The sequence below is a fragment of the Terrabacter sp. RAF57 genome, from assembly GCF_052113925.1.
Classification (GTDB): domain Bacteria; phylum Actinomycetota; class Actinomycetes; order Actinomycetales; family Dermatophilaceae; genus Terrabacter.
On the sequence record NZ_JBFRDT010000004.1, the window covers coordinates 162,445 to 183,209 of the forward strand.

At 71.1% G+C, this 20,765-nt stretch carries 23 protein-coding genes and 2 tRNA genes; 9 read left to right on the top strand and 16 right to left on the bottom strand.

What is annotated here, in order from left to right; all coding sequences use genetic code 11:
* Positions 1-32: 32 nt before the first annotated feature.
* The 7 genes from AB4Y83_RS07910 to tig form a co-directional block, all read right to left on the bottom strand.
* Positions 33-683, bottom strand: a complete 651-nt coding sequence (locus AB4Y83_RS07910; protein WP_442296501.1) for a hypothetical protein — start codon at positions 681-683, stop codon at positions 33-35.
* A 118-nt stretch (positions 684-801) separates the two neighbouring features.
* Positions 802-1,719 carry a hypothetical protein gene (locus tag AB4Y83_RS07915; protein WP_442296502.1) on the bottom strand — a complete coding sequence of 306 codons (918 nt, stop codon included), beginning with the start codon at positions 1,717-1,719 and terminating at the stop codon, positions 802-804.
* Positions 1,720-1,854: 135 nt separating this feature from the next.
* Positions 1,855-2,109: an acyl-CoA-binding protein gene (locus tag AB4Y83_RS07920; protein WP_056775935.1), complete on the bottom strand. Its 255-nt coding sequence runs from the start codon at positions 2,107-2,109 to the stop codon at positions 1,855-1,857.
* A gap of 114 nt (positions 2,110-2,223) precedes the next feature.
* Positions 2,224-2,877, bottom strand: a complete 654-nt coding sequence (locus AB4Y83_RS07925) for an ATP-dependent Clp protease proteolytic subunit (RefSeq protein WP_056759361.1) — start codon at positions 2,875-2,877, stop codon at positions 2,224-2,226.
* A 30-nt stretch (positions 2,878-2,907) separates the two neighbouring features.
* Positions 2,908-3,510 (bottom strand): ATP-dependent Clp protease proteolytic subunit, encoded by a 603-nt coding sequence (locus AB4Y83_RS07930; RefSeq protein WP_056777619.1) that lies wholly within the window; start codon positions 3,508-3,510, stop codon positions 2,908-2,910.
* Positions 3,511-3,756: 246 nt separating this feature from the next.
* Positions 3,757-4,059, bottom strand: a complete 303-nt coding sequence (locus AB4Y83_RS07935) for a hypothetical protein (RefSeq protein WP_442275561.1) — start codon at positions 4,057-4,059, stop codon at positions 3,757-3,759.
* Positions 4,060-4,237: 178 nt separating this feature from the next.
* Positions 4,238-5,581: a trigger factor gene (gene tig, locus AB4Y83_RS07940; protein WP_056775932.1), complete on the bottom strand. Its 1,344-nt coding sequence runs from the start codon at positions 5,579-5,581 to the stop codon at positions 4,238-4,240.
* A gap of 140 nt (positions 5,582-5,721) precedes the next feature.
* Here tig and AB4Y83_RS07945 point away from each other — a divergent pair, with 140 nt between their 5' ends.
* Entirely contained in the window at positions 5,722-6,237 is a 516-nt protein-coding gene (locus tag AB4Y83_RS07945) for a hypothetical protein (RefSeq protein WP_442275562.1), read from the top strand.
* A 48-nt stretch (positions 6,238-6,285) separates the two neighbouring features.
* Here the strand turns inward: AB4Y83_RS07945 and AB4Y83_RS07950 are convergent, their stop codons facing one another.
* Both AB4Y83_RS07950 and AB4Y83_RS07955 read right to left on the bottom strand, forming a co-directional pair.
* Positions 6,286-6,582 carry a DUF2087 domain-containing protein gene (locus AB4Y83_RS07950; protein WP_056775929.1) on the bottom strand — a complete coding sequence of 99 codons (297 nt, stop codon included), beginning with the start codon at positions 6,580-6,582 and terminating at the stop codon, positions 6,286-6,288.
* 45 nt (positions 6,583-6,627) lie between these two features.
* Positions 6,628-6,701: transfer RNA gene (locus AB4Y83_RS07955), tRNA-Gly, on the bottom strand.
* 133 nt (positions 6,702-6,834) lie between these two features.
* Here AB4Y83_RS07955 and AB4Y83_RS07960 point away from each other — a divergent pair.
* Positions 6,835-6,908, top strand: a tRNA-Pro gene (locus AB4Y83_RS07960).
* Between the two features lie 246 nt (positions 6,909-7,154).
* Here AB4Y83_RS07960 and trmB read toward each other — a convergent pair.
* Positions 7,155-7,901 (bottom strand): tRNA (guanosine(46)-N7)-methyltransferase TrmB, encoded by a 747-nt coding sequence (gene trmB, locus AB4Y83_RS07965; RefSeq protein ID WP_442296503.1) that lies wholly within the window; start codon positions 7,899-7,901, stop codon positions 7,155-7,157.
* A gap of 134 nt (positions 7,902-8,035) precedes the next feature.
* On the opposite strand from trmB, the gene AB4Y83_RS07970 reads away from it, so the two are divergent.
* A complete protein-coding gene (locus AB4Y83_RS07970; RefSeq protein WP_442296504.1) occupies positions 8,036-8,239 on the top strand; it encodes an antitoxin in 204 nt (67 codons plus the stop codon).
* Positions 8,240-8,335: 96 nt separating this feature from the next.
* Here AB4Y83_RS07970 and AB4Y83_RS07975 read toward each other — a convergent pair whose 3' ends face one another.
* The 3 genes from AB4Y83_RS07975 to AB4Y83_RS07985 all read right to left on the bottom strand — a co-directional run bounded on the left by AB4Y83_RS07975 (position 8,336) and on the right by AB4Y83_RS07985 (position 10,648).
* A complete protein-coding gene (locus AB4Y83_RS07975) occupies positions 8,336-9,397 on the bottom strand; it encodes a PP2C family protein-serine/threonine phosphatase (protein ID WP_235508766.1) in 1,062 nt (353 codons plus the stop codon).
* Positions 9,398-9,496: 99 nt separating this feature from the next.
* Entirely contained in the window at positions 9,497-9,979 is a 483-nt protein-coding gene (locus tag AB4Y83_RS07980) for a ribose-5-phosphate isomerase (RefSeq protein WP_442275565.1), read from the bottom strand.
* A 33-nt stretch (positions 9,980-10,012) separates the two neighbouring features.
* Positions 10,013-10,648, bottom strand: coding sequence for a mycothiol-dependent nitroreductase Rv2466c family protein (locus AB4Y83_RS07985; protein ID WP_442275566.1), 636 nt, complete (start codon positions 10,646-10,648; stop codon positions 10,013-10,015).
* Between the two features lie 139 nt (positions 10,649-10,787).
* On the opposite strand from AB4Y83_RS07985, the gene pepN reads away from it, so the two are divergent.
* The 4 genes from pepN (at position 10,788) to AB4Y83_RS08005 (ending at position 15,672) form a co-directional block, all read left to right on the top strand.
* The gene (gene pepN, locus AB4Y83_RS07990) at positions 10,788-13,361 is read left to right on the top strand and encodes an aminopeptidase N (RefSeq protein WP_442275567.1); all 2,574 of its coding nucleotides are present in this window, start codon (positions 10,788-10,790) and stop codon (positions 13,359-13,361) included.
* Between the two features lie 218 nt (positions 13,362-13,579).
* Positions 13,580-14,506, top strand: coding sequence for a mechanosensitive ion channel family protein (locus tag AB4Y83_RS07995; RefSeq protein ID WP_442275568.1), 927 nt, complete (start codon positions 13,580-13,582; stop codon positions 14,504-14,506).
* A 31-nt stretch (positions 14,507-14,537) separates the two neighbouring features.
* A complete protein-coding gene (locus AB4Y83_RS08000; RefSeq protein ID WP_442275569.1) occupies positions 14,538-14,924 on the top strand; it encodes a globin in 387 nt (128 codons plus the stop codon).
* 136 nt (positions 14,925-15,060) lie between these two features.
* Positions 15,061-15,672 carry a hypothetical protein gene (locus tag AB4Y83_RS08005; protein WP_442275570.1) on the top strand — a complete coding sequence of 204 codons (612 nt, stop codon included), beginning with the start codon at positions 15,061-15,063 and terminating at the stop codon, positions 15,670-15,672.
* Positions 15,673-15,724: 52 nt separating this feature from the next.
* On the opposite strand, the gene AB4Y83_RS08010 is transcribed toward AB4Y83_RS08005, so the two are convergent.
* On the bottom strand, positions 15,725-16,132 hold the full coding sequence (locus AB4Y83_RS08010; protein WP_056775915.1) for an NUDIX hydrolase: 408 nt from the start codon (positions 16,130-16,132) through the stop codon (positions 15,725-15,727).
* Complete coding sequence (locus AB4Y83_RS08015) at positions 16,129-17,352, bottom strand: FAD-dependent oxidoreductase (RefSeq protein WP_442275571.1); 1,224 nt, start codon at positions 17,350-17,352, stop codon at positions 16,129-16,131. Before AB4Y83_RS08015 ends, AB4Y83_RS08010 begins: the two co-directional genes overlap by 4 nt.
* Before the next feature lie 55 nt (positions 17,353-17,407).
* On the opposite strand from AB4Y83_RS08015, the gene AB4Y83_RS08020 reads away from it, so the two are divergent.
* On the top strand, positions 17,408-17,905 hold the full coding sequence (locus tag AB4Y83_RS08020) for a MarR family winged helix-turn-helix transcriptional regulator (protein ID WP_442296505.1): 498 nt from the start codon (positions 17,408-17,410) through the stop codon (positions 17,903-17,905).
* A gap of 54 nt (positions 17,906-17,959) precedes the next feature.
* Here the strand turns inward: AB4Y83_RS08020 and AB4Y83_RS08025 are convergent, their stop codons facing one another.
* Positions 17,960-18,814: an LLM class flavin-dependent oxidoreductase gene (locus AB4Y83_RS08025; RefSeq protein ID WP_442296506.1), complete on the bottom strand. Its 855-nt coding sequence runs from the start codon at positions 18,812-18,814 to the stop codon at positions 17,960-17,962.
* Positions 18,815-18,972: 158 nt separating this feature from the next.
* On the opposite strand from AB4Y83_RS08025, the gene AB4Y83_RS08030 reads away from it, so the two are divergent.
* Entirely contained in the window at positions 18,973-20,730 is a 1,758-nt protein-coding gene (locus tag AB4Y83_RS08030; RefSeq protein ID WP_442296595.1) for a glycoside hydrolase family 13 protein, read from the top strand.
* Positions 20,731-20,765: the final 35 nt, after the last annotated feature.

Genomic DNA, 20,765 nt, shown 5'->3' on the forward strand with positions numbered 1-20,765 from the left:
TGTCCGCTGATGGCGGACAAACGACGAGGCTGTCACTTGAACGGCGTTCCATTCGAATCGCGCTGTCGCACATCGTCGCTGCCGTCGGTCCGGCCACGCCGCCGACGGGTGAGGAGCCCGAGACCGATCGCCAGCGCGAGACCCCCGAACGTCACGACGAGCAGCCCCACGAGCGCGATGACGAGCATCGTCGTCAGCGACATCCCTCCGCCTCCGACGTCGACAGCCGCAGCACCGGGGAGCACGGCGCCGTCCGCAGCCGGCGCCCGGGCCGGACCGGCGGCAGCCATGAGGGCTCCGGCAGCATCGGTGCCGGTGGCGACGACGTCCTGGCAGCCGGTGGCCGTGAGCTCGCCGCCGGACTCGACGAGGGCGAAGACGTAGCTCCCGCCCGAGCTCACGAGGTCGGGACTCTCGGTCAGGGCCCGGACGTGCGTGGTCTGCGGCGCACTGCCCCGGTGCACCGCGCTGACCGCGATGGTCCAGGCGACCGGACGCGGGTTGTGGTCGCCTCCCGGGTCGTCCACCGCGGTGACGCGCCCGGTGAGCACGACGTCCGAGTCGGCGACCACCTGGGCGGGCTCGCGGCCCGCGCACGAGGCGAGGGCGGACGACGGCGTCGCCACCAGCCCGACGGCCACGAGACCGACGAGCGCGACCAGGCGCACGGCATACGTCCTCATGACGCGAGCGTAGGGCGGGAGCTCCCGACGCGCCGCCTCGCCGGTCGCGCCGTGGCTGGATCGTTGTGGTCAAGTGGACGCTCCGACCGCAAACATCCCGCCACGGCGGGACCCACGCTCATGCCGGCTCCCGCTGGTCCTCAGACGTGCTCGGGAAGTGCCGCCGCCACTCGTCGTCGACCGGCGGGACCGACATGCCACGGCCCCGCATCGCCGCGCGAATCCGGGACAGGGTCGCTGCCGGTGTGCGATGGAGGTCCTTGGCGATGACGACGACGATGCGCCAGTCGTTGTCGTCGAGCCACTCGCGCCGATCGCGGTCGGAGCCCCACTGCGTCTGCGACTCCACGTGCTGCCACCCGTCGTACTCGATGACGAGGCCGTCGTCCGGATAGCTGAGGTCGAGACGGAACCGTACCTCACCGTCGGGCCAGTGGATCTTGTGGTTCACCACGGGTTCGGGCAGTCCCGACAGCACCATGAGCATCCGAAGGCGCGACTCCATGGCCGAGTCGACGTCGGCGCGCACTAACCCTGCAGCCTTGCGAGCCAGCCGCCCACCCGTCCCTCGATGGGCAGTCGCTGCCTCGACGAGCAGGTCGACCGTCACTCGCTTCCGCCGCACGAGCGAGTCGCCGAGTACGACCAGGTCGACGAGGCTCAGCACTGCGGCGAGGTCGAGGAACGTCTGGACCGGCGTCGTGACGGGGATGCCACGCCACCTCGTCGCCCGCTTCGGGCGGCCGCACCGATGGGTGCGGATGCCCTCGACCTGCGGACGGCGAGTAGGACAGGTCAGGTGCACGAAGCCGTCGTCCGGAACGACCGCTCCCCACAGGCGCGCTGCGCTGTGGTGCGAGACCGTTGCGTCCGGCGCCACGAGCAGGGCTCCCCGTGCCAGCAGGAGCGGAGTGAGCTCGGCCTCTCGGTCGACGTAGACGTCATGGAAGAGCCGCCGAAACCGTGACGTGCGCAAGTGCCAGTCGGTGATGCCAGGAGGCAGCTGACCTCGGCGGAAGGGCTCTTCAGTCGGCATGCCCGATCGTTGCGCGGTCCGGACGGCGTGCGTAGACGTCGTCCACAGGCCCCCAGACCCTCGCCGTGGCGGGATGATCGCGGCGCCAGCGCCCGGTCCGCCGCAGAGATCCAGCCACGGCGGGGCGAGGGCGGGTCAGGCGGACGTGAGGTCGCGGACGATCGCGACGTACTGCTCCTGCGCCGCCTCCGGGGCCGTGCCCGAGAGCTTGGCCCACGCGTCGTACTTCGCGCGCCCGACCGGGTTGGTGAAGCCGGGACGCGACCCGCTCACGTCGCCGGCCGTCGCCTGCTTGAAGAGGCCGTAGAGCCGCAGCTTGACCTCGTTGCCGGGATCGGTCGTCAGGCCCTTGACCGACTCGACCGCCTGCTCGAACTCCGCACTCGCCATGACCGGACCTCCACGCTCGACACCAGGTTCACCGCCCATCCAAGCAGGTACGCCGAGGGCCGGGTCCCAGCGGAACCCGGCCCAGCGGCACACGTGCTCGTGACGAGCGGGAGGTCAGTCCTCGAGCGAGGCCTTGCGCGAGGCGAGGACCTCGTCGATGAGGCCGTAGGTCTTGGCGTCCTCGGACGACAGGATCTTGTCGCGCTCGATGTCGCTGCGGACCTGCTCGGACGTGCGCCCCGTGTGGTGCGCGAGGGTGTCCTCGAGCCACGTCCGCATGCGCAGCACCTCGTTGGCCTGGATCTCGATGTCCGAGGCCTGGCCGTAGTCGCCGCCCGAGAGCGCCGGCTGGTGGATGAGGATGCGGGCGTTCGGCAGGGCGAAGCGCTTGCCCGGCGCACCGGCGCCGAGGAGCACGGCGGCGGCCGAGGCGGCCTGGCCGATGACGAACGTCTGGATGTCGGGCCGGACGAACTGCATCGTGTCGTAGATGGCCGTCATGGCCGTGAACGAGCCACCCGGGCTGTTGATGTACATGAGGATGTCGCGGTCGGGATCGAGCGACTCCAGCACGAGCAGCTGGGCGATGATGTCGTCGGCCGACGCGTCGTCGACCTGCACGCCGAGGAAGATGATGCGGTCCTCGAAGAGCTTGTTGTAGGGGTCGGACCGCTTCATGCCGTAGGAGGTGCGCTCCTCGAACTGCGGCAGGATGTAGCGGCTCGAGGGCTGGGCCACCGCGAGGCGGTTGGTGGGTTCGATGTTCATGCGTGTCTCCAAGTCCTGGTCAGGCCGCGGTCAGTTCTCGGCCTTGGCGTCGGCCTGGCCGACACCCTTGCCCTCGACCGCCTGGTCGGAGCGGCTGAACACGTGGTCGACGAAGCCGTACTCCTTGGCCTCCTCCGCGCTGAACCAGCGGTCGCGGTCGGAGTCCTTCTCGATCTGCTCGACGGTCTGTCCGGTGTGCTCGGCGATGAGCTGCGCCATCTGCTTCTTGACGTAGAGCATCTGCTCGGCCTGGATCTTGATGTCGGTGGCGGTGCCGCCGATGCCGCCCGAGGGCTGGTGCATCATGACGCGGGCGTGGGGCGTGGCGTAGCGCTTGCCCTGCGTGCCGGCCGACAGCAGGAACTGGCCCATCGAGGCGGCCATGCCCATCGCGACGGTGGCGACGTCGTTGGGGATCCAGTTCATCGTGTCGAAGATGGCCATGCCGGCGGAGATCGAGCCGCCGGGGCTGTTGATGTAGAGCCAGATGTCCTTCTCAGGGTCCTCGGCCGAGAGCAGCAGCAGCTGCGCGGCGATGGCGTTCGCGTTGTCGTCGCGCACGTCGGACCCGAGGAAGATGATCCGCTCCTTGAGCAGGCGGTTGTAGATGTGGTCGTCCAGACCACCCGGCATGCCGTTGCCGTTGGCGGAGGTCTCCGAAATCACCGTGTCTCCATCGTCGAAGTGGTCCAGCCTCTCGCCACGGGATGTGGCGCCTGGCTGGCTCGTCACTGACCCTAACGCCCGACCCCTCGGCCAGATTTCCCGAACCGCGCTCTGTTCGCCGTGAGCGCACAAACCTGAGCGGGAGGGGCGCAACCACACGCACGGACCCCACCGGTCGTATGCCGTCCGGCGGGGTCGGTGGGCAGAGCGCGGTCAGTCGGTCAGGCCGTTGTCCTGGCCCGAGTCGCCGAGGTCGGCGGCGTCGCTCTCGGGGCCGGCCTGCTCGGACGCGTCGTCGAAGGATCCGTTGCCGCCGGCCTGGTCCAGCGAGCGGTCCCGCGGCTCGTCGACGGCGTTGCTGCCGTCGAGGTTGCCGCGGTCGGCGTCGTCGCCCTGGCCCTGCGGTGCGGCCCCGTCGCTGCCGTCGTCGTGCCCGGGGACGTTGGTGCCGTCGGCGTCGGTGCTGTTGATGTCGGTGTCCGCCATGCCGGCGCCCGACTCGTCGGTGCTGCTCATCTCTGGCTCCCTCGTCGAGGTGCGTGCCGCCGGACGGCGACCGTAGGCCACGTACCCGGGCCACCGGGTGGACAACCGCGGGGACACCAGCGGGGCCACGCCGTCGGTCCGACCCCGGACACGCGTGAGGCCGGCTCCCGAGCGGGAGCCGGCCTCACGGCAGTCGTGGTGGTGACGGTCAGGCGTCGGCCTTCTCGGCCTTCGCCTCGTCGGTGCCCTCGGCAGCGTCGACAGCCTCGTCCTCGTCGCCCTCGGTGCCGGGGACGGCCTCGTTGAGGTCGATGACGTTGCCGGCGGTGTCCTTGACGGAGACCTTCTCGAGGACCGTGGCGAGCGCCTTGCGACGGGCGACCTCGGCGACCATGGCGGGGATCTGACCCTCCTGGTCGAGCGACTGCGCGAACTGGTTGGGGTCCATGCCGTACTGCTGCGAGCTCATGACGAGGAACTCGATGAGCTCCTGCTGCTCGACCTTGACCTCTTCCTTCTCCGCGATGGCGTCGAGGACGAGCTGGGTCTTGAGGCCCTTGCGGGTGCTCTCGCCGACCTCGGCACGGTGCTCGTCGTCCTCGAGACGACCCTCGCCCTCGAGGTGGCTGTGCACCTCGGCCTCGACGATGCTCTCGGGGATCGGGACCTCGATCTTCTCGAGGATGGCCTCGAGGAGCTGGTCGCGGGCCGCGACGCCCTGGGCGAACTTGGCGTCGACCTCGGCCTTGGCGGTGAGGTCGGCCTTGAGCTCGTCGAGCGTGTCGAACTCCGAGGCCAGCTGGGCGAACTCGTCGTCGAGCTCGGGCAGCTCGCGCTCCTTGACCGCGGTGACGGTCACGGTGCAGCTGGCGTCCTGGCCCTCCTGGTCACCACCGGCGAGGGGGGCGGTGAACTGCTTGGTCTCGTCGGCCGTCATGCCGACGAGCGCCTCGTCGAGGCCCTCGAGCATGTTCTTGCTGCCGACCTCGTAGGAGACACCGGTGACCTCGTCGATCTGCTCGCCGTCGATCTCGGCGGACAGGTCGATGGAGACGAAGTCGCCGTCCTGGACGGCACGGTCGACGCCCTTGAGCGTGCCGAAGCGGGCGCGCAGGTCGGTGAGGCGCTGCTCGACGGCCTCGTCCTCGACCTTGGCCTCGTCGACGGTCAGCTCGATGTCGCTGAAGTCGGGCAGGTCGATCTCGGGACGCTTGTCGACCTCGGCCGTGAAGACGAAGTCCTCGCCGTCGGTCGCGGGCACCTGGAGGTCGGTGATCTCGGGCTGGCCGAGCGGGCGGACCTCGTTCTCCTCGAGGGCCTGGCCGTAGAACGTCGGGAGGGCGTTGTTGACGGCCTCCTCGAGGACGGCCGCTCGGCCGACGCGCTGCTCGATGATGCGGGCGGGCACCTTGCCCTTGCGGAAGCCAGGCACCTGGATGTGCTCACCGATGTGCTTGATGGCCGCGTCGAGGCTCGGCTTGAGCTCCTCGAACGGGACCTCGACGGTCATCTTGACCCGGGTCGGGCTGAGGGTCTCGAGCGCACTCTTCACTGCGGGGTACTCCATAGGGGCTGGTGCCGACGTGGTCGTCGACGGTGAACGGACGGGCCAGCGCACCATGCTATAGGCCGCGCGGCGGATGGCTAAATGCGCGGATCGTCCGCCGGGCCCCGCGCCTATGCTCGGGAGCCATGAGCACCCCTCCCGGCCCCTTCGCCTCCCCGGAGAGCGCAGCCCTGCGCCCGATCCAGATGGTGTCGGTCGCGGTCGGCATGGGAGCCCTGATGCTCAGTGCCGTGCGGATCCTCGTCGACCCGTCGGCGCCCCTGCCGTCACCGTGGGCCATCGGCATCGTGCTCGCCACGCTCGTCGGGTCGGCCACCCTGATCCGCTACGTCGGGTATGCCGTTCCGGCGCTCCCCCACGGCCTGCCGCGCGAGAACGCGGAGACGACGAGCCTGCGCTACTTCACGTCGACGACGACCCTGCGCACCGCGCTGGCCGAAGCCCCCGTGCTCGTGGCGTTCGCGTGCTCGTTCGTCTTCACCCCGCACTCGTGGCTGACGCTGCTCATCGCCCTGCCGGGCGGGCTCGCGCTCTTCTGGGTGCACGGGTGGCCGTCGCCGCGCACGGCTGCCGCCGTCGAGGCCGGTCTCGAGGCCGACGGCGCCGAGAGCTGGCTCAGCGAGGCGCTCGGCTTCCGCTGAACCCGACCTCGCGTATGCCGTGTGGCGCGGGCTGAGGGACCGGCGCAGTCAGTCGACGGTCCCGCCGCTGCGCCAGTAGAACCCGTCGGCCCGGTCGAGGAAGCCCTCCTCGACGAGGTAGCGGCGCAGGGCCGCGACGTCGGGGTGGAAGGCGCGCAGGCGGTTGTTGACCTGGCTCTCGTCGTAGCGCTCCCCCGGCTCGAACTCCTGCGACAGCAGGTCGAGGACGACGAGGCGCTTGCGGATCTTCGTGGGGATGCTCGTCAGGGTGCCGTCGGCGGCGAGGAACGAGCGCAGGACGGCGTCGCGGTCGCGGAGGGCGTCCTGCAGGTCTGGGCGGAACATGCCACCCACGCTAGGAAGCCGGGCGTGCCGACGCCAAGGGAGTTTTGGAGCGGGCGACGAGAATCGAACTCGCGTGATCAGTTTGGAAGACTGAGGCTCTACCATTGAGCTACGCCCGCGGGGCACCGGTCTTGCCGGCGATCCGAGGCGTCAGCCTACTGGTTCGCGCCCGATCCACAGAAATCGACCCGCCCGCGCCGCGTGGGAAGAGGTCGGTTCGCCCGCCGGTTGTCGGCTACGATTCCGACGCCACGGGGTGTGGCGCAGCTTGGTAGCGCATTGCGTTTGGGACGCAAGGGCCGCAGGTTCAAATCCTGTCACCCCGACTTCGCGAAGCGGGGAAGGAAGCCGACGCAGTCGGCCCTCCTTCCCCGCTTCGCTGCGTCGGGGAGACAGGATGCCGGGAGGCCGAGCCGGCGCGGCGAGGAACGAGCCGCGGCAGCGAGGCCGGCGTCCTGTCACCCCGAGAGGCAGCGACGCGGCTCGGTCCGAAGGACGCGGAGATCGTCCGGCACCCGGTGCCGACAAGACTCCACGACCCTGCAACGCCCTTGGCGACCGCGCCGCCCGCGTCAGGGCAACAGATCCACACGCAGCTCGTTGATCGTGCGCCCGGCCGCGATCCCCTTGGCCTCGAAGCCGTCCTGTGGCCGCCACTGCGGCCGGTCGATGCGATGGGCCTCGAAGCGCGGGTGTGCCGCGACCTCGGCGAGCGCGTGCTCGGCGTAGAAGTCCTGGTCGGTGGCGATGAGCACGTGGCCGCGCGGCTTGAGCACGCGCGCGAGCAGGTCGAGGTTGGCGGGGCTGACGAAGCGCCGCTTCGTGTGCTTCTGCTTGCGCCACGGGTCGGGGAAGAAGAGGTGGACGGCGTCGAACGTGGCATCGGTGACCCGCTCCTCGAGGAAGAGCACGGCGTCGCCGATCTCGACACGCAGGTTCGGCAGGCCCGCCTCGTCGGCATCGGCGAGCATCCGGGCGAGTCCCGGGGTGTGGACGTCCATGGCGAGGATGTCGCGCTCGGGGAACGCGGCGGCATACGCGATCGCGGCGTGGCCGTGGCCGCAGCCGATCTCGAGCACCACCGGGGCGGTGCGCCCGAACGCGGCCGCGGGCTCGAAGGGCCCGTCTGGCACGGAGCGGGCGGGCGCGAGCCGCTCGACGCGGTCCTTGGTCAGCGACGACAGCCGGCCCCGGCGCACGAAGGTGCGGACGCGCGCGGGCGCGACGCCGGGCGGCAGGTCGGGTACGACGTGCTCCTTGCGCCGGTCGGGGCCGGCCTCGCGGGCCGGCGTCGTCGCTTCGGTGGGGTGCTCGCTCACCCAGGCATCGTAGTGACGGGCCGCGTTCACCCGAAGTTCGCGGCGGACGCCTGCTTCGAGGAGGCCGCGCGGGGCTACGGTGACAGGTGCACGGGGTGGCCACGAGACGGTCCTCGACGACGGAAAGGCCAGTCATGGGCGTCTTCGACAACATGAAGGACAAGGTCAGCGAGCTCGTGGACCAGCACGGCGACCAGGTGGGCGACGGCGTCGACAAGGCCGGCGACCTCGTCGACGAGAAGACGGGCGGCCAGTACGCCGACAAGGTCGACCAGGGTCAGGACGGCCTGAAGAACGCGCTCGACGGCCTCGACGGCCAGGACGACGACATCAACTGATCGTCACGGCGCCGCGCGCCGGGACGCGAGCGGCGGTGACCTGGCCGGGTCACCGCCTTCGTCGTGAACGACCGGTCCCCGGAGGGTCGCGACCGGTCAGGTGCGCCAGATCGTCACGACGGCGCGGTCGTCGCCGAGACCGGCCGCGGCCTGGTCGCAGAGCCGCTGGGCGAGCCCCTCGAAGCCGGTGCGGATGAACGACTCGGCGCGGCCGAGCATGCGGTCGATGCCGTCGACGAGGGCCTTGTCGCGGGCCTCGATGACCCCGTCGCTGTAGAGCACGAGGGCGTCGCCGCGACGGATCGTGCCGGTCTCGCGGGGGTACTCGGCGTGGTCGATGACGCCGAGCAGCGGCCCGCGTCCACCGGAGAGCATCCGCCAGCGGCCCGACCCGGCCGCGAACTGCGCGGCGGCGGGGTGGCCGGCGTAGCCGATGGTGAAGTTGCCGGTCTCGAGGTTGACGGCGACGTGCACGGCTGTCGCGAAGCCCTCCGGCCAGCGCAGTCGCAGCAGGTGGTTGTTGGCGGACTGGAGGAAGCCCCGCTCGCTCATCTCGCCGAGCAGGCCCCCGAGCGCGCCGGAGAGGAGCAGCGACCGGGCACCGACCTCGCGACCCTTGCCGGAGACGTCGACGAGGGCGATCTCGAGGGTGCAGCCGTCGGTGGAGCGACTCGCGACGACGAAGTCGCCGGCGAAGCTGTCGCCGTACGCCGACTCGAGCGCGACCTCGGCCCCCCACTGCGCGGGCAGCGGCGGCAGCTCGCCCTGGGCGCGGAGCCGGTCGCGCATGTCGACGAGCATCGACTCACCCGTGACCCCGACGACGCCGACCTGGGCCCTGGCGTGCGAGAGCCAGATCATGAGCAGCATCGTGACGACGGTGACGATCTGCGCCCCCGTGGTGGTCGGCTTCACCGGACCGAGGTAGGCCCCGAGGATCGCCATGGCGAGGAAGAGGCCGATGTAGACGACGAGCAGGTAGCGCGGCTCGAGGAACAGGCCGGCGGCCACGACGATGAGGCCGTAGACGCCCCACGGGACCACCGTCGGCCACACGAAGACGGCCGCCGTCGCGAGGATGCTGAGAAGCAGGAACGCCGTGACGACGACCCAGGGGGCACGGCTGAGCCACGGGCCCAGGAGTCGGAGTCGTCGCATCGGTCCGGCAGCGTAGCGCGGGCGTCGAGAGACGGAGCTCTCGTTGTGGGCCACGTGCCTCCCTTGCGGCGATGAAGGGGGACGGCGGACGTCGCGACGTCAGCGTGCGTCCGAGTCCGGCAAAGCCGGCAAGTCCCCCGTGGTCTCGTACGCGGAAACCATACCCAGACGACGGCTGTGGCGCGCCTCATCGGTGAACTTCGTCGCCACGAAGGTGTCGACGATCTCCTTGGCGACGTCGTCGGCCGTGAACCGCGCCCCGATCGAGACGACCTGCGCGTTGTTGTGCTCGCGCGCGAGGCTCGCGAGCTCGGCGCTGTAGGCGAGCGCCGCCCGGATGCCGCTGACCTTGTTGGCCGCCATCTGCTCGCCGTTGCCCGACCCCCCGAGCACGACACCGAGCGAGCCCTCGTCGGCCGCGACGGCCTCGGCCGCACGGAGCACGAACACCGGGTAGTCGTCCTGGGCGTCGTACGTGAACGGGCCGTGGTCGACGACCTCGTGGCCCGCGTCGCGCAGGTGCGTGGCGAGGGACTGGTGGAGCTCGTAGGCCGCGTGGTCGCCGCCGATGTGGATGCGCATGTCCGTCCTTGGGTGCGTCGGGTGGAGCAAGGGTCAGGTGAAGATGGGACCGAGCGTGCGGGTGCGCTTGAGCTCGAAGAAGCCGGGCGTGCTCGCGACGAGCACGCAGCCGTCCCAGAGCCGGGCGGCGTCCTCGCCCTTGGGCGCGGGCGTCACGACGGGGCCGAAGAAGGCGACGCCGTCGACGGCGATGATCGGCGTGCCGACGTCGGTGCCGACGAGGCTGATCCCGCGCTTGTGGCTGCGGTGCAGGGCCGCGTCGTGCTTCTTGTGGTGGGCCTCCTTGGCCAGGTCGACGGGCAGGCCCACCTCCTCGAGCGACTCGCGGATGACCTCGTCGAAGTCGTTCATCTTGCGCAGGTGGATGCGGGTGCCCATGGCGTCGTAGAGCGGCTTGATGACGGAGTCACCGTGCGCCTCGACGGCGGCGATGATGACCCGGACCGGGCCCCACGCCTCGTCCATCCGTGCCCGGTAGGCGGCGTCGAGGTCGTGACGGTGCTCGTTGAGGACCGCGAGGCTCATGACCGACCAGGTCACCTCGATGTCGCGCAGCGGCTCGACCTCCATGAGCCAGCGGGAGGTCATCCACGCCCACGGGCAGATCGGGTCGAACCACATCTCGACGGCGTCGCGGCTCGTCTTCGGGCTGTCCTTCGCATCGGCCATGCGGCCCATCATGGCACTGCCACCTGGCCGCCGATCGCGGTGGTGGACGGGTCGGGGTTCCGTGCGAGGATGGCCCGCGACGACGGCGTCCGACCGACGATCCGTCGCGCCCACAGCACCCTTCCCAGGAGGTCCCTACGTGCCCGGCAAGAACCTGACCCGCGACGAGGCGGCGAGCCGCGCCAGCATCCTGCGCGTCGACTCCTACGACGTCCGTCTCGACCTGACGACGGGTCAGGAGAACTTCCACACCGTCACCACGGTCACGTTCACCTGCTCCGAGCCCGGGGCCGACTCGTTCATCGACCTCATCGCCGACTCCGTCGAGAAGGTCACGCTCAACGGCGTGGACCTCGACCCCGACGAGGTCTTCGCGGACTCCCGCATCGCCCTCGCCGGCCTGGCCGCCGAGAACGAGCTCACCGTCGACGCCACCGGCCGCTACACCAACACGGGCGAGGGGCTGCACCGCTTCGTCGACCCGGTCGACAACGAGGTCTACCTCTACACGCAGTTCGAGGTCCCGGACTCCCGGCGCATGTATGCGGTGTTCGAGCAGCCCGACCTCAAGGCGACCTTCCGCTTCACGGTGACCGCCCCTGCGCACTGGAAGGTCATCAGCAACTCCCCCACGCCCGCCCCGCAGGCCGCCGGCGTGGCCGACGGCGTCGAGCGCGCGACGTGGTCGTTCGAGCCGACGCAGCGCATCTCCTCGTACATCACGGCACTCATCGCCGGCCCCTACGACGAGGTCCGTGACGAGGTCGAGACCCGCAAGGGTGTCGTGCCGCTCGGCGTCTTCTGCCGCAAGTCGCTGACGCAGTACCTCGACGCCGACAACATCTTCGACTGCACGAAGAAGGGTTTCGCGTTCTTCGAGGAGGAGTTCGACCAGCCGTACCCGTTCGAGAAGTACGACCAGATCTTCACGCCCGAGTACAACATGGGCGCGATGGAGAACGCAGGCGCGGTGACCTTCGTCGAGGTCTACATCTTCCGGTCCAAGGTGTCCGAGGCGAAGATCGAGCGCCGGGCCCTGACGATCCTGCACGAGCTGGCCCACATGTGGTTCGGCAACCTCGTGACGATGAAGTGGTGGGACGACCTCTGGCTCAACGAGTCGTTCGCCGAGTGGGCGTCGACGACGTGCCAGGCCGAGGCCACCGAGTGGACGAGCGCGTGGACGACCTTCGGGACGTCGGAGAAGGCGTGGGCCTACACCCAGGACCAGCTCTCCTCGACGCACCCGATCGCGGCTGACATGCGCCACCTCGAGGACGTCGAGGTCAACTTCGACGGCATCACGTACGCCAAGGGTGCGTCCGTGCTCAAGCAGCTCGTCGCGTACGTCGGCCGCGAGCCCTTCGTGGCCGCGCTGCGCGAGTACTTCCGCAAGCACGCGTGGGGCAACACGACGCTGGCCGACCTGCTCGGCGAGCTCGAGAAGGCCTCGGGCCGCGAGCTGACCGAGTGGAGCAAGCTGTGGCTCGAGACGGCCGGCGTCAACACGCTGCGCCCCGTCTTCGAGGTCGACGCCGACGGTCGCTACAGCTCGTTCGCGGTCACGCAGACCGCGACCGAGGAGTACCCGACGCTCCGCCCCCACCGCATCGGCATCGGGCGGTATGCCGTCCGGCCGGGTCAGGGCGGCGACGTGCTCGAGCGCATCGGCTACGACGAGGTCGACATCGCGGGAGAGCGCACCGACCTGGCCGAGCTCGTCGGCCAGGAGCAGCCCGACCTGCTGCTGCTCAACGACGACGACCTCGCCTACGGCAAGATCCGCCTCGACGAGCGGTCGCTCGCGACGGCGCTCTCCCTCCCCCGCGGTTTCAGCGACTCGCTGCCGCGCTCGCTCGTGCTCGGCGCGACGTGGGACATGACGCGCGACGGCGAGATGCCGGCTCGTGACTTCGTCCGCTTCGTCCTCGAGTCGATGCCGGGCGAGACGGACTCCACGCTGCTGCGGGTCCTGCTCGGCCAGGTGTCGACGGCGGCCCGGCTCTACACGGCTCCGGAGCACCGGTCCGAGGTGTCGGCTCTGCTGTCGTCGTCCCTGCGCTCGCTCGCAGAGACGGCCGAGGCCGGCAGCGACGCCCAGTTCCAGCTCGTCGAGGCGTGGGCGGGCTCGACGTCCGACCCGGCCGACGAGGCTCGCCTGCGCGCGCTGCTGACCGGGACCGAGACGCTGCCGGGCCTCACCACCGACACGGAGCTGCGGTGGACCTTCCTCAAGGCCCTCGCGGCCCTCGGGGTGGCCGACGAGATCGAGATCGAGACCGAGCTCGACCGTGACCCGACGGCCACCGGCAAGGAGCGCGCCGCGGAGGCGCTCGCCGCTCGTCCGACCGCCGAGGCCAAGGCCGACGCCTGGGCCAAGGCCGTCGAGCGCAACGACCTGTCCAACCAGATGGTCGAGGCGGTCAGCGCCGGCTTCCGACGCAGCCGCGACCTGACGCTGCTCGAGCCGTACGTCGAGAGCTACCACGCGATGCTCGTCGACGCGTGGGCCGAGCGCAGCGTCGCCATCGGTGAGCGGGTCGTCGGCGGCTTCTACCCGTTCTCGCTCGCCAGCCAGGAGCTCAAGGACGCCTCGGACGCGTGGCTCGCGGCCAACGCCGACGCGGCGCCCGGCCTCGTGCGCACGGTCGCCGAGAACCGCGACACCATCGCGCGCGCCCTCGTGGCGCAGGAGCGCGACCGCCGCGGCTGAGCCCGTGGTGCGGGGCCGTCCGGACGGGCCGCCCCGCACCCAGGCTGCGCCGAGCCCGACTCCGAGCCTTCCTGACCGACCCTGACCGACCCTGACCGACCCTGACCGAGACCCTTGACGAGACCCTGACCGAGACTCCTGTGATCGACGCCTTCACGAACCTGACCCCTTTCGGCTCCACCCCGACACCCAGCCCGCCACCCGCCCAGGACCCAGCCATGACGCTTTCCATGCCCGACCTGTCGACCCTGACGTGGGCCGGGGTCGGCGACTGGCTCGCCGGTGCGCCGTTGCTGATCCTGACGACCGTCGTCCTCGGTGTCGTCGCGCGCTGGGTGCTGCACCGGCTCATCGACCGGGTGGTCGCGACGGCGACGTCCCGGCGCGCGGAGCACCTCGCGAGGATCCCCGGCGCCGGGCGGGCGCTGCAGGCGGTGGGCGGCGTCGCCAACGCCCGCCACGTGCAGCGCACCGAGACCGTCGGAGCCCTGCTCAAGAGCATCACGACGTTCGTCGTCTTCGGCATCACCGCGCTCACGGTGATGTCGCTCGTGGGCATCCCCCTCGGGCCGATGCTCGCCTCCGCCAGCGTCGGCGGCGTGGCCCTGGCCTTCGGAGCCCAGAGCCTCGTCAAGGACTTCCTCTCCGGCGTCTTCATGATCGTCGAGGACCAGTACGGCGTCGGCGACGTCATCGACACGGGTGAGGTCGTCGGCACGGTCGAGAACGTGTCGCTGCGTGTCACCCAGCTGCGCGACGCGGGCGGCATGACGTGGTACGTCCGCAACGGCGAGATCATCCGCATCGGCAACAAGACGCAGGGCTGGTCGACGGCGATCGTCGACGTACCGATCGCCTACGACCAGGACGTAGAGAAGGCGATCACCGTGATCCGCGACGTCGTCGGCGTCATGGACGACGACGACGCCTTCAAGGACATCCTCCTCGAGGAGCCGAACGTCGTCGGCGTCGAGTCGATCGCGAACGGCGTCATCACGATCCGCATCGTCGCCAAGACGATCGCCAACGAGCAGTTCGGCGTGCAGCGCGAGATGCGCGAGCGGGTCAAGGCGGCCTTCGACCGTGACGGCGTGCGCAGCCCCCAGCCCGTCATGCCGCCCTACGGCGGGGCGGCCCCGCAGTGACCGCCGGCACCGCTCTGGGAGACTGGCCGACGTGACGTACTACGACGACTTCGGCGGCCACGAGACCTTCGCCAAGCTCGTGCGCGAGTTCTACCGCGGCGTCGCGGAGGACGAACCGCTGCGCGCGCTCTACCCCGAGGAGGACCTCGGCCCGGCGCAGGAACGCCTGCGGATGTTCTTCGAGCAGTACTGGGGCGGCCCGACGACCTACTCCGAGCAGCGCGGCCACCCGCGGCTGCGGATGCGGCACGTGCCGTATGCCGTGACGCCCGACATGCGTGACCGCTGGCTGCTGCACATGATGAACGCCGTAGACACGCTCGAGCTCTCCCCCGAGAACGACGACCGGCTGCGCGACTACCTCACCCGGGCGGCATACTCCCTCGTCAACGCGCCGGGACCCGACGGCACCTTCTGAGCACGGCCTCACACTCCCGAGGACTCACAGCAACTCACAGCGCATTCACGGGTCACGGTCCTCGAGCCGGGTGTTCTCTGGAGTCAGGCGTTTCCACGGTCGGACCACGTGTCCGACGACGACGGAGGGATGCGGCATGGTGTCGATCAACAAGAAGGTGGCGGGGATCGCCGTGGTGGGTGCCGCTGCAGCCGCCATCGGACTCGGTGTCTCGCAGGGGGCCCGCGCCGACGACGCCACGACGACGACCCCCAGCCCGACGGCGACCTCGACCCAGGGAGACCCCAACCAGGGCACGACCGACAGCACGCCGGGCAACGGGCGCGGCTGGGGCCCCGGTGGCCGCCACGGCGACATGGGACCCGGCATGGGCAAGGGCGTGGACCTCGCGGCGCTCGCGACGAAGCTCGGCGTCGACCAGACCAAGCTCGAGGATGCCCTCAAGGCCGTGCGACAGGACCTCAAGGCCAAGCCCACTCCCGGTCAGGGCACGGCGACGAAGCCCGACCGCGCGACGATGCAGGACGAGCTGGCGACGAAGCTCGCGAGCGAGCTGGGCATCGATGCCGCCAAGGTCAAGGCGGCGTTCGCCGACCTTCGCGCCGCGCACGAGGCCGATGAGCAGAAGGCGTTCGACGACCGCCTCGCGCAGGCCGTCAAGGACGGCACGCTGACCCAGGCGGAGGCCGACGCGGTCAAGAAGGCCGCCAAGGCCGGCGTCATCGACATGCACGACGGACCCCACTGACGGTGGGCTGACTGCGCCGTCGCAGGGCGTCACCGGGTCCCGGGTGACGCCCTCAGCGCGTCGCGAGGTGCGCCCGCAGGGAGGGCACGACGTGGTTGCGCAGCAGCGGCGCGAGGTCGGCCGGCAGCTCGTCCTCGAGACCCAGCCAGCGCTGCTCGGCGATCTCGGCGAGCGGCGCCGGGGAGTCCTCGGGGAGCAGGTGGGTGACGTAGACCGTCGCGTCGACCCACGCACCCGGCTCGTTCGCGGCGACGTCGTGGAACCGACCCAGCGGCTCCCCGACACCCGACACGTCGAGTCCGACCTCCTCCATCACCTCGCGGACGGCCGCCTCGCGCGCGGACTCGCCCGGGTCGATCTTGCCGCCGGGCAGCATGAACCGCGTCGAGCCGGCCTTGCGGACGGTGAGCAGGTGGCCGTCCCTCACCAGGCAGAACGCAGCGGTGACAAAGGTCGTCATGCCCCCGACGGTAGTGCCGACTCCTCGGCGTTCTGCTCCCCGGGCTCCCACCGCACTCGGTGACCCGTGATCCACGCGCTCGAGCGATCGGTGACCACGAAGCGGAAGACGAGCCGCATCATCGCGTCGCGGACCGCGCGGCCAGCGCGTCCCGGGATCTTCGAGCTGCTGCTGCGCGCACCGGCGGCGACGATGCGCTCGACGCGCGCCCGTCGTGCGGTGTCGTATGCCGTCAGGGCCTCCTCCACCGTGCCCGCATCGCGCAGGCACGTGGCGAGGACGACGGCGTCCTCGAGCGCCAGGGCGGCTCCCTGACCCGAGCTCGGGGACGGCGCGTGCGCGGCGTCCCCGATGACGACCATCCGGTCGCGGTGCCAGCGGGCGACACGCGGCAGGTCCTGGGTGTTGTCGGCCCAGAGCTCGAGCCGGCCGCTCCGCACGAGGTCGGCGGCAGGCCCGGCGTCGGCGGCGAGCAGCCCCTCGAGGTGGTCGCGCCACTGCTCCGGGGTGCGCGCCGCGCGTTCGGCCGAGGTGATCGCCGGGCCGGGGACGTTGACGAACCACACGACGTCGCCGTCTGGCGTCGGGTGGGCTCCGAAGAAGGCGCGCGACCCGAAGACGAAGTGCCACTCCCGGGCCGGGAGGGCGCCGGCGATCGACGTCGCCTCGGTGATGCCTCCGAAGTTCGTCAGCCCGACGTAGCGCGCCGGAGCCGCTTCGGGGTCGATGGTGCGACGGACCAAAGAGCGGACACCGTCGGCGCCGACGAGCAGGTCGCCCTCGAGCCTCGACCCGTCCTCGAGGGTCACGGTGACCCCGTCGGGGCGGCTCGCCACATCGACGACCCGGCTGTCGTGACGCACGTCGATCCCGCGTCGCCCGGCCTCGTCGAGGAGAGCCGCGGCGAGGCGGGAGCGCTTCATGGTCACCGCGACGGTGCCGTCGTCGAGCGGCACGCCGAGGCTCATCGTGCCGAGCACGCGACCGGTGGCGCCGACCATGACGTTGCGCTCGCTCGGGAAGCCGATCGGTGCGACGAGGTGCCGTGCGCCGAGCAGGTCGAGGGCGTGCAACCCGTTCGAGGCGAGCGTGAACCACGACCCGGCCTCGCCGTCGGACCGTGGCCAGGCCTCGAGGACGACGGGCTCGATCCCGGCCTGCTGGAGGGCGAGCGCGGCGGCCGGACCGGCGATGCCGCCTCCCACGACGAGAGCCTTCATCTTGATAACCTTCCCTACGAGAATCGAATGTTTCGAGATTCGAAAGGTAAGGCCGATGTCGTCCGTCCGTCAACCCCCTGACCCCGGAAGCCGCGAGCAGCTCGTCCACGCGCTCGGGGACGCGATGCAGCAGTACCAGCGCTCGGTGCAGGCCTTTGACGACACCGTCGGGCGGGCCCTCGCACTCGGACCGGCCGACCTGCGGTGCCTCGACTGGCTCGTCGACGGCCCGAAGTCCGCCGGCCAGCTGAGCACCGCGACGGGCCTGCGTCCGGCCGCGACGACAGCCCTCATCGACCGGCTCGCCAAGCGGGGCCTCGTGCGGCGGACGCGCTCTGAGGCCGACCGCCGCACGGTGCTCGTCGAGATGACCGAGCTGGGCCAGACGCGGACGTGGGAGGCCTACGGCCCGCTGGTCCGGGCCGGCCAGCCGATGCTCGACGAGCTGGACACCGAGCAGCTGGAGTTCATGGGCGACTACCTCCGCCGGATCACGGCGCTGACCGACGAGCACCGGACGCTGCTCGCTCGGCACCCACCCGAGCCCGCCTGACCGACGCCACCCCACGGCATACGCCGTGTGGTTCGCGCGCACGACGTGGCGGGCTCACCGGGTCGTGGGCGGACCCGCCTCGACGCGGCGGCGCACCTCGGCAAGACCGCGCGGCCCCGGCTCGAGGTCCCACCAGCTCTCGATCCACCACGTGGCGCCGGCCTGCTCCCAGGCGGCCGGCTCAGCGGGCTCGAGCGCGGTGAACGAGCCCCACGAGTCGGCCTCGATGACGACGTCGTAGGGCTCCGGGGCCAGACCCGCCTCCGCACGGAGCCGGTGCACCGCATCGACCACGGCCGCGAACGCCTCGACGGTCTTGGGCTGCCCGTCGGGCGGATGGATCGCGGGGATGAGGCCCTGCCAGCGCGCCGCCCGCTCGAGCGAACGCTGACGCCCACCCCCGGGCGTCGGTGCCCCGACGACCCAGACGGGCGGGTGGGGACGCTGCGGCGTCGGAGGCGGGAGCATGAAGTCGTTGGGCCCGGCGCTGTAGTGCTCACCGGCGTACGTGAAGGTCGAGGCGTCGCCGAGCAGGCCGGCGTAGATCGCCAGGCACTCGTCGAGCTTGCGGGCGCGCACCGCACGACCCTCGTCGGCCTCGAAGGCCGTCCACCCAGGGTGGAGAGCGCCGAGCCCGACCGACATGAACGCCCGTCCGCCGCTGATCCGGTCGACCGAGCCGACGCGGGAGGCGAGGTCCCACGGGCGGTAACGGGAGGCCGGGGTCAGCAGGGTGCCGAGCCGGATGCGCTCGGTGACCATGGCGGCCGCGCCGAGCTGCACCCACGCGTCGACGCCGTAGAGCGCCTCCCAGCCGAGAGCGGCGTCCCATCCCCGCTCCTCGCCGAGCCGCGCCAGGTCGGCGAACTCGAGCTCGGTGGCATACGGGACGACGAAGCCGCTCTTCATCCTCCGTTCCTACCAAGGCGCGGTGACAGGCCGGCACAGGCGACGCGTTGCAAGAAGTTGCAGAACTTTCTTTGAGTTTTCGGCGTGATGCGGAACGATGGTGGCCCGTGACGCGATCAGCAACCCAGACCCTGAACCACCCGGCGCTCGACCTCGAGGTGCGCGAGGACGCCACCCCCGTGCACGCCGCGGACCGCCCGGACGCCGCCTGGTGGCGCCAAGCGGTGATCTACCAGATCTACCCGCGCTCGTGGGCCGACGGCGACGGCGACGGCATCGGTGACCTCCCCGGCATCACCTCGCGCCTGCCCCACCTGCGCGCGCTCGGCGTCGACGCCATCTGGCTCTCGCCGTTCTACACCTCGCCGCAGGCCGACGCGGGCTACGACGTCGCCGACTACCGCGACATCGACCCGATCTTCGGCACGCTCGCCGATGCCGACGCGATGATCGCGCGCGCCCACGAGCTCGACCTCAAGGTCATCGTCGACATGGTGCCCAACCACTCCTCCGACGAGCACGTGTGGTTCCAGGCCGCCCTGGCCGCCGGCCCCGGCTCGGCCGAGCGCGAGCGCTACATGTTCCGTGAGGGACGCGGTGAGCACGGCGAGCTGCCGCCGAACAACTGGGAGTCCGTCTTCGGCGGAGCCGCGTGGACCCGGGTCACCGAGGCCGACGGCAAGCCCGGCCAGTGGTACCTCCACATCTTCGACACGAAGCAGCCCGACTTCAACTGGGAGCACCCCGAGGTGCGCGCCGAGTTCGAGTCGATCCTGCGCTTCTGGCTCGACCGCGGTGTCGACGGCTTCCGCGTCGACGTCGCCCACGGCCTCATCAAGGAGCAGGGCCTGCCCGACACCGAGGAGGAGCGCACGACGATGCTCGGCCACTCCGAGCACGAGCACGGCCTCGAGGGGCTGCACGAGGCCGCCCCCGTCGAGGAGGCGCCGCGGATCGACCACACGAAGCGCAGCCCGATGTGGGACCAGGACGGCGTCCACGAGATCTACCGCGCCTGGCGCCAGATCCTCGAGTCCTACGGCACGCCCGACCGCATCCTCTGCGCGGAGGCGTGGGTCGAGCCGCAGGAGCGCGCCGTCGCCTACGTCCGTCCCGACGAGATGCACCAGGCGTTCAACTTCGACTTCCTCACCGCCTCCTGGACGGCCGAGGACCTCCGCGCCGTCATCACCTCGTCGCTGCACGCCGCGGACTCCGTCGGCGCCCCGTCGACGTGGGTGCTGTCCAACCACGACGTCGTGCGCCACGCCTCGCGTCTCGGCTTCGCACCGGGCACGCCCCGCATGAACGGCATCTCGGCGACCGACCCGCAGCCGGACCGCGCGCTCGGCCTGCGCCGTGCCCGCGCGGCCACCTCGCTCATGCTCGCGCTGCCCGGTGGCGCCTACATCTACCAGGGCGAGGAGCTCGGCCTGCCCGACTCCACCGACATGCCGGCCGAGTTCCGCCAGGACCCGACGTTCGCCCGCACCCACGGCGCCGAGACCGGCCGCGACGGCTGCCGCGTCCCGATCCCGTGGTCGGCCCACGGCCCCTCGCTCGGCTTCGGCCCGGGCGACAGCGCGTGGCTGCCGCAGCCCGCCGTCTACGCCGACTACGCCGTCGATCGCCAGGAGGGCGTGGCCGGCTCGACCCTCGAGCTCTACCGCTCGCTCCTCGCCGCGCGCCGCGAGCTGTCGCTCGGGACCGGATCGCTCACGTGGGTCGAGGGGTATGCCGGCGACGTCATCGCGCTGACCAACGGCTCGTCCCGGCGTGACCGGGTGCTCGTCGTCGCCAACCTCGGTGCCGAGCCCGTCGCCCTCCCTGAGGGCGCGGAGCTCATCGTGGCCTCCGGGCCGCTCGAGGACGGCCTCGTCCCGACCGACACGACGGTCTGGGCCCGCTGGTCCTGATGTCCTGACGGCGGGTCCACGACCCGCCCGCACGT

What these genes read in the sequence shown, in the direction of transcription:
- AB4Y83_RS07925 (WP_056759361.1), bottom strand. Translation starts at nt 2,877, where the DNA reads ATGAACATCGAACCCACCAACCGCCTCGCGGTGGCCCAGCCCTCGAGC.
- AB4Y83_RS07910 (WP_442296501.1), bottom strand. Translation starts at nt 683, where the DNA reads ATGAGGACGTATGCCGTGCGCCTGGTCGCGCTCGTCGGTCTCGTGGCC.
- AB4Y83_RS08020 (WP_442296505.1), top strand. Translation starts at nt 17,408, where the DNA reads ATGTCGTCCGTCCGTCAACCCCCTGACCCCGGAAGCCGCGAGCAGCTC.
- AB4Y83_RS07915 (WP_442296502.1), bottom strand. Translation starts at nt 1,719, where the DNA reads ATGCCGACTGAAGAGCCCTTCCGCCGAGGTCAGCTGCCTCCTGGCATC.
- AB4Y83_RS07970 (WP_442296504.1), top strand. Translation starts at nt 8,036, where the DNA reads ATGGGCGTCTTCGACAACATGAAGGACAAGGTCAGCGAGCTCGTGGAC.
- AB4Y83_RS08005 (WP_442275570.1), top strand. Translation starts at nt 15,061, where the DNA reads ATGGTGTCGATCAACAAGAAGGTGGCGGGGATCGCCGTGGTGGGTGCC.
- AB4Y83_RS08025 (WP_442296506.1), bottom strand. Translation starts at nt 18,814, where the DNA reads ATGAAGAGCGGCTTCGTCGTCCCGTATGCCACCGAGCTCGAGTTCGCC.
- AB4Y83_RS07995 (WP_442275568.1), top strand. Translation starts at nt 13,580, where the DNA reads ATGACGCTTTCCATGCCCGACCTGTCGACCCTGACGTGGGCCGGGGTC.
- AB4Y83_RS07975 (WP_235508766.1), bottom strand. Translation starts at nt 9,397, where the DNA reads ATGCGACGACTCCGACTCCTGGGCCCGTGGCTCAGCCGTGCCCCCTGG.
- AB4Y83_RS07985 (WP_442275566.1), bottom strand. Translation starts at nt 10,648, where the DNA reads ATGGCCGATGCGAAGGACAGCCCGAAGACGAGCCGCGACGCCGTCGAG.
- AB4Y83_RS07950 (WP_056775929.1), bottom strand. Translation starts at nt 6,582, where the DNA reads ATGTTCCGCCCAGACCTGCAGGACGCCCTCCGCGACCGCGACGCCGTC.
- AB4Y83_RS07980 (WP_442275565.1), bottom strand. Translation starts at nt 9,979, where the DNA reads ATGCGCATCCACATCGGCGGCGACCACGCGGCCTACGAGCTCCACCAG.
- AB4Y83_RS07935 (WP_442275561.1), bottom strand. Translation starts at nt 4,059, where the DNA reads ATGAGCAGCACCGACGAGTCGGGCGCCGGCATGGCGGACACCGACATC.
- AB4Y83_RS07920 (WP_056775935.1), bottom strand. Translation starts at nt 2,109, where the DNA reads ATGGCGAGTGCGGAGTTCGAGCAGGCGGTCGAGTCGGTCAAGGGCCTG.
- AB4Y83_RS07930 (WP_056777619.1), bottom strand. Translation starts at nt 3,510, where the DNA reads ATGCCGGGTGGTCTGGACGACCACATCTACAACCGCCTGCTCAAGGAG.
- AB4Y83_RS08010 (WP_056775915.1), bottom strand. Translation starts at nt 16,132, where the DNA reads ATGACGACCTTTGTCACCGCTGCGTTCTGCCTGGTGAGGGACGGCCAC.
- AB4Y83_RS08015 (WP_442275571.1), bottom strand. Translation starts at nt 17,352, where the DNA reads ATGAAGGCTCTCGTCGTGGGAGGCGGCATCGCCGGTCCGGCCGCCGCG.
- AB4Y83_RS07945 (WP_442275562.1), top strand. Translation starts at nt 5,722, where the DNA reads ATGAGCACCCCTCCCGGCCCCTTCGCCTCCCCGGAGAGCGCAGCCCTG.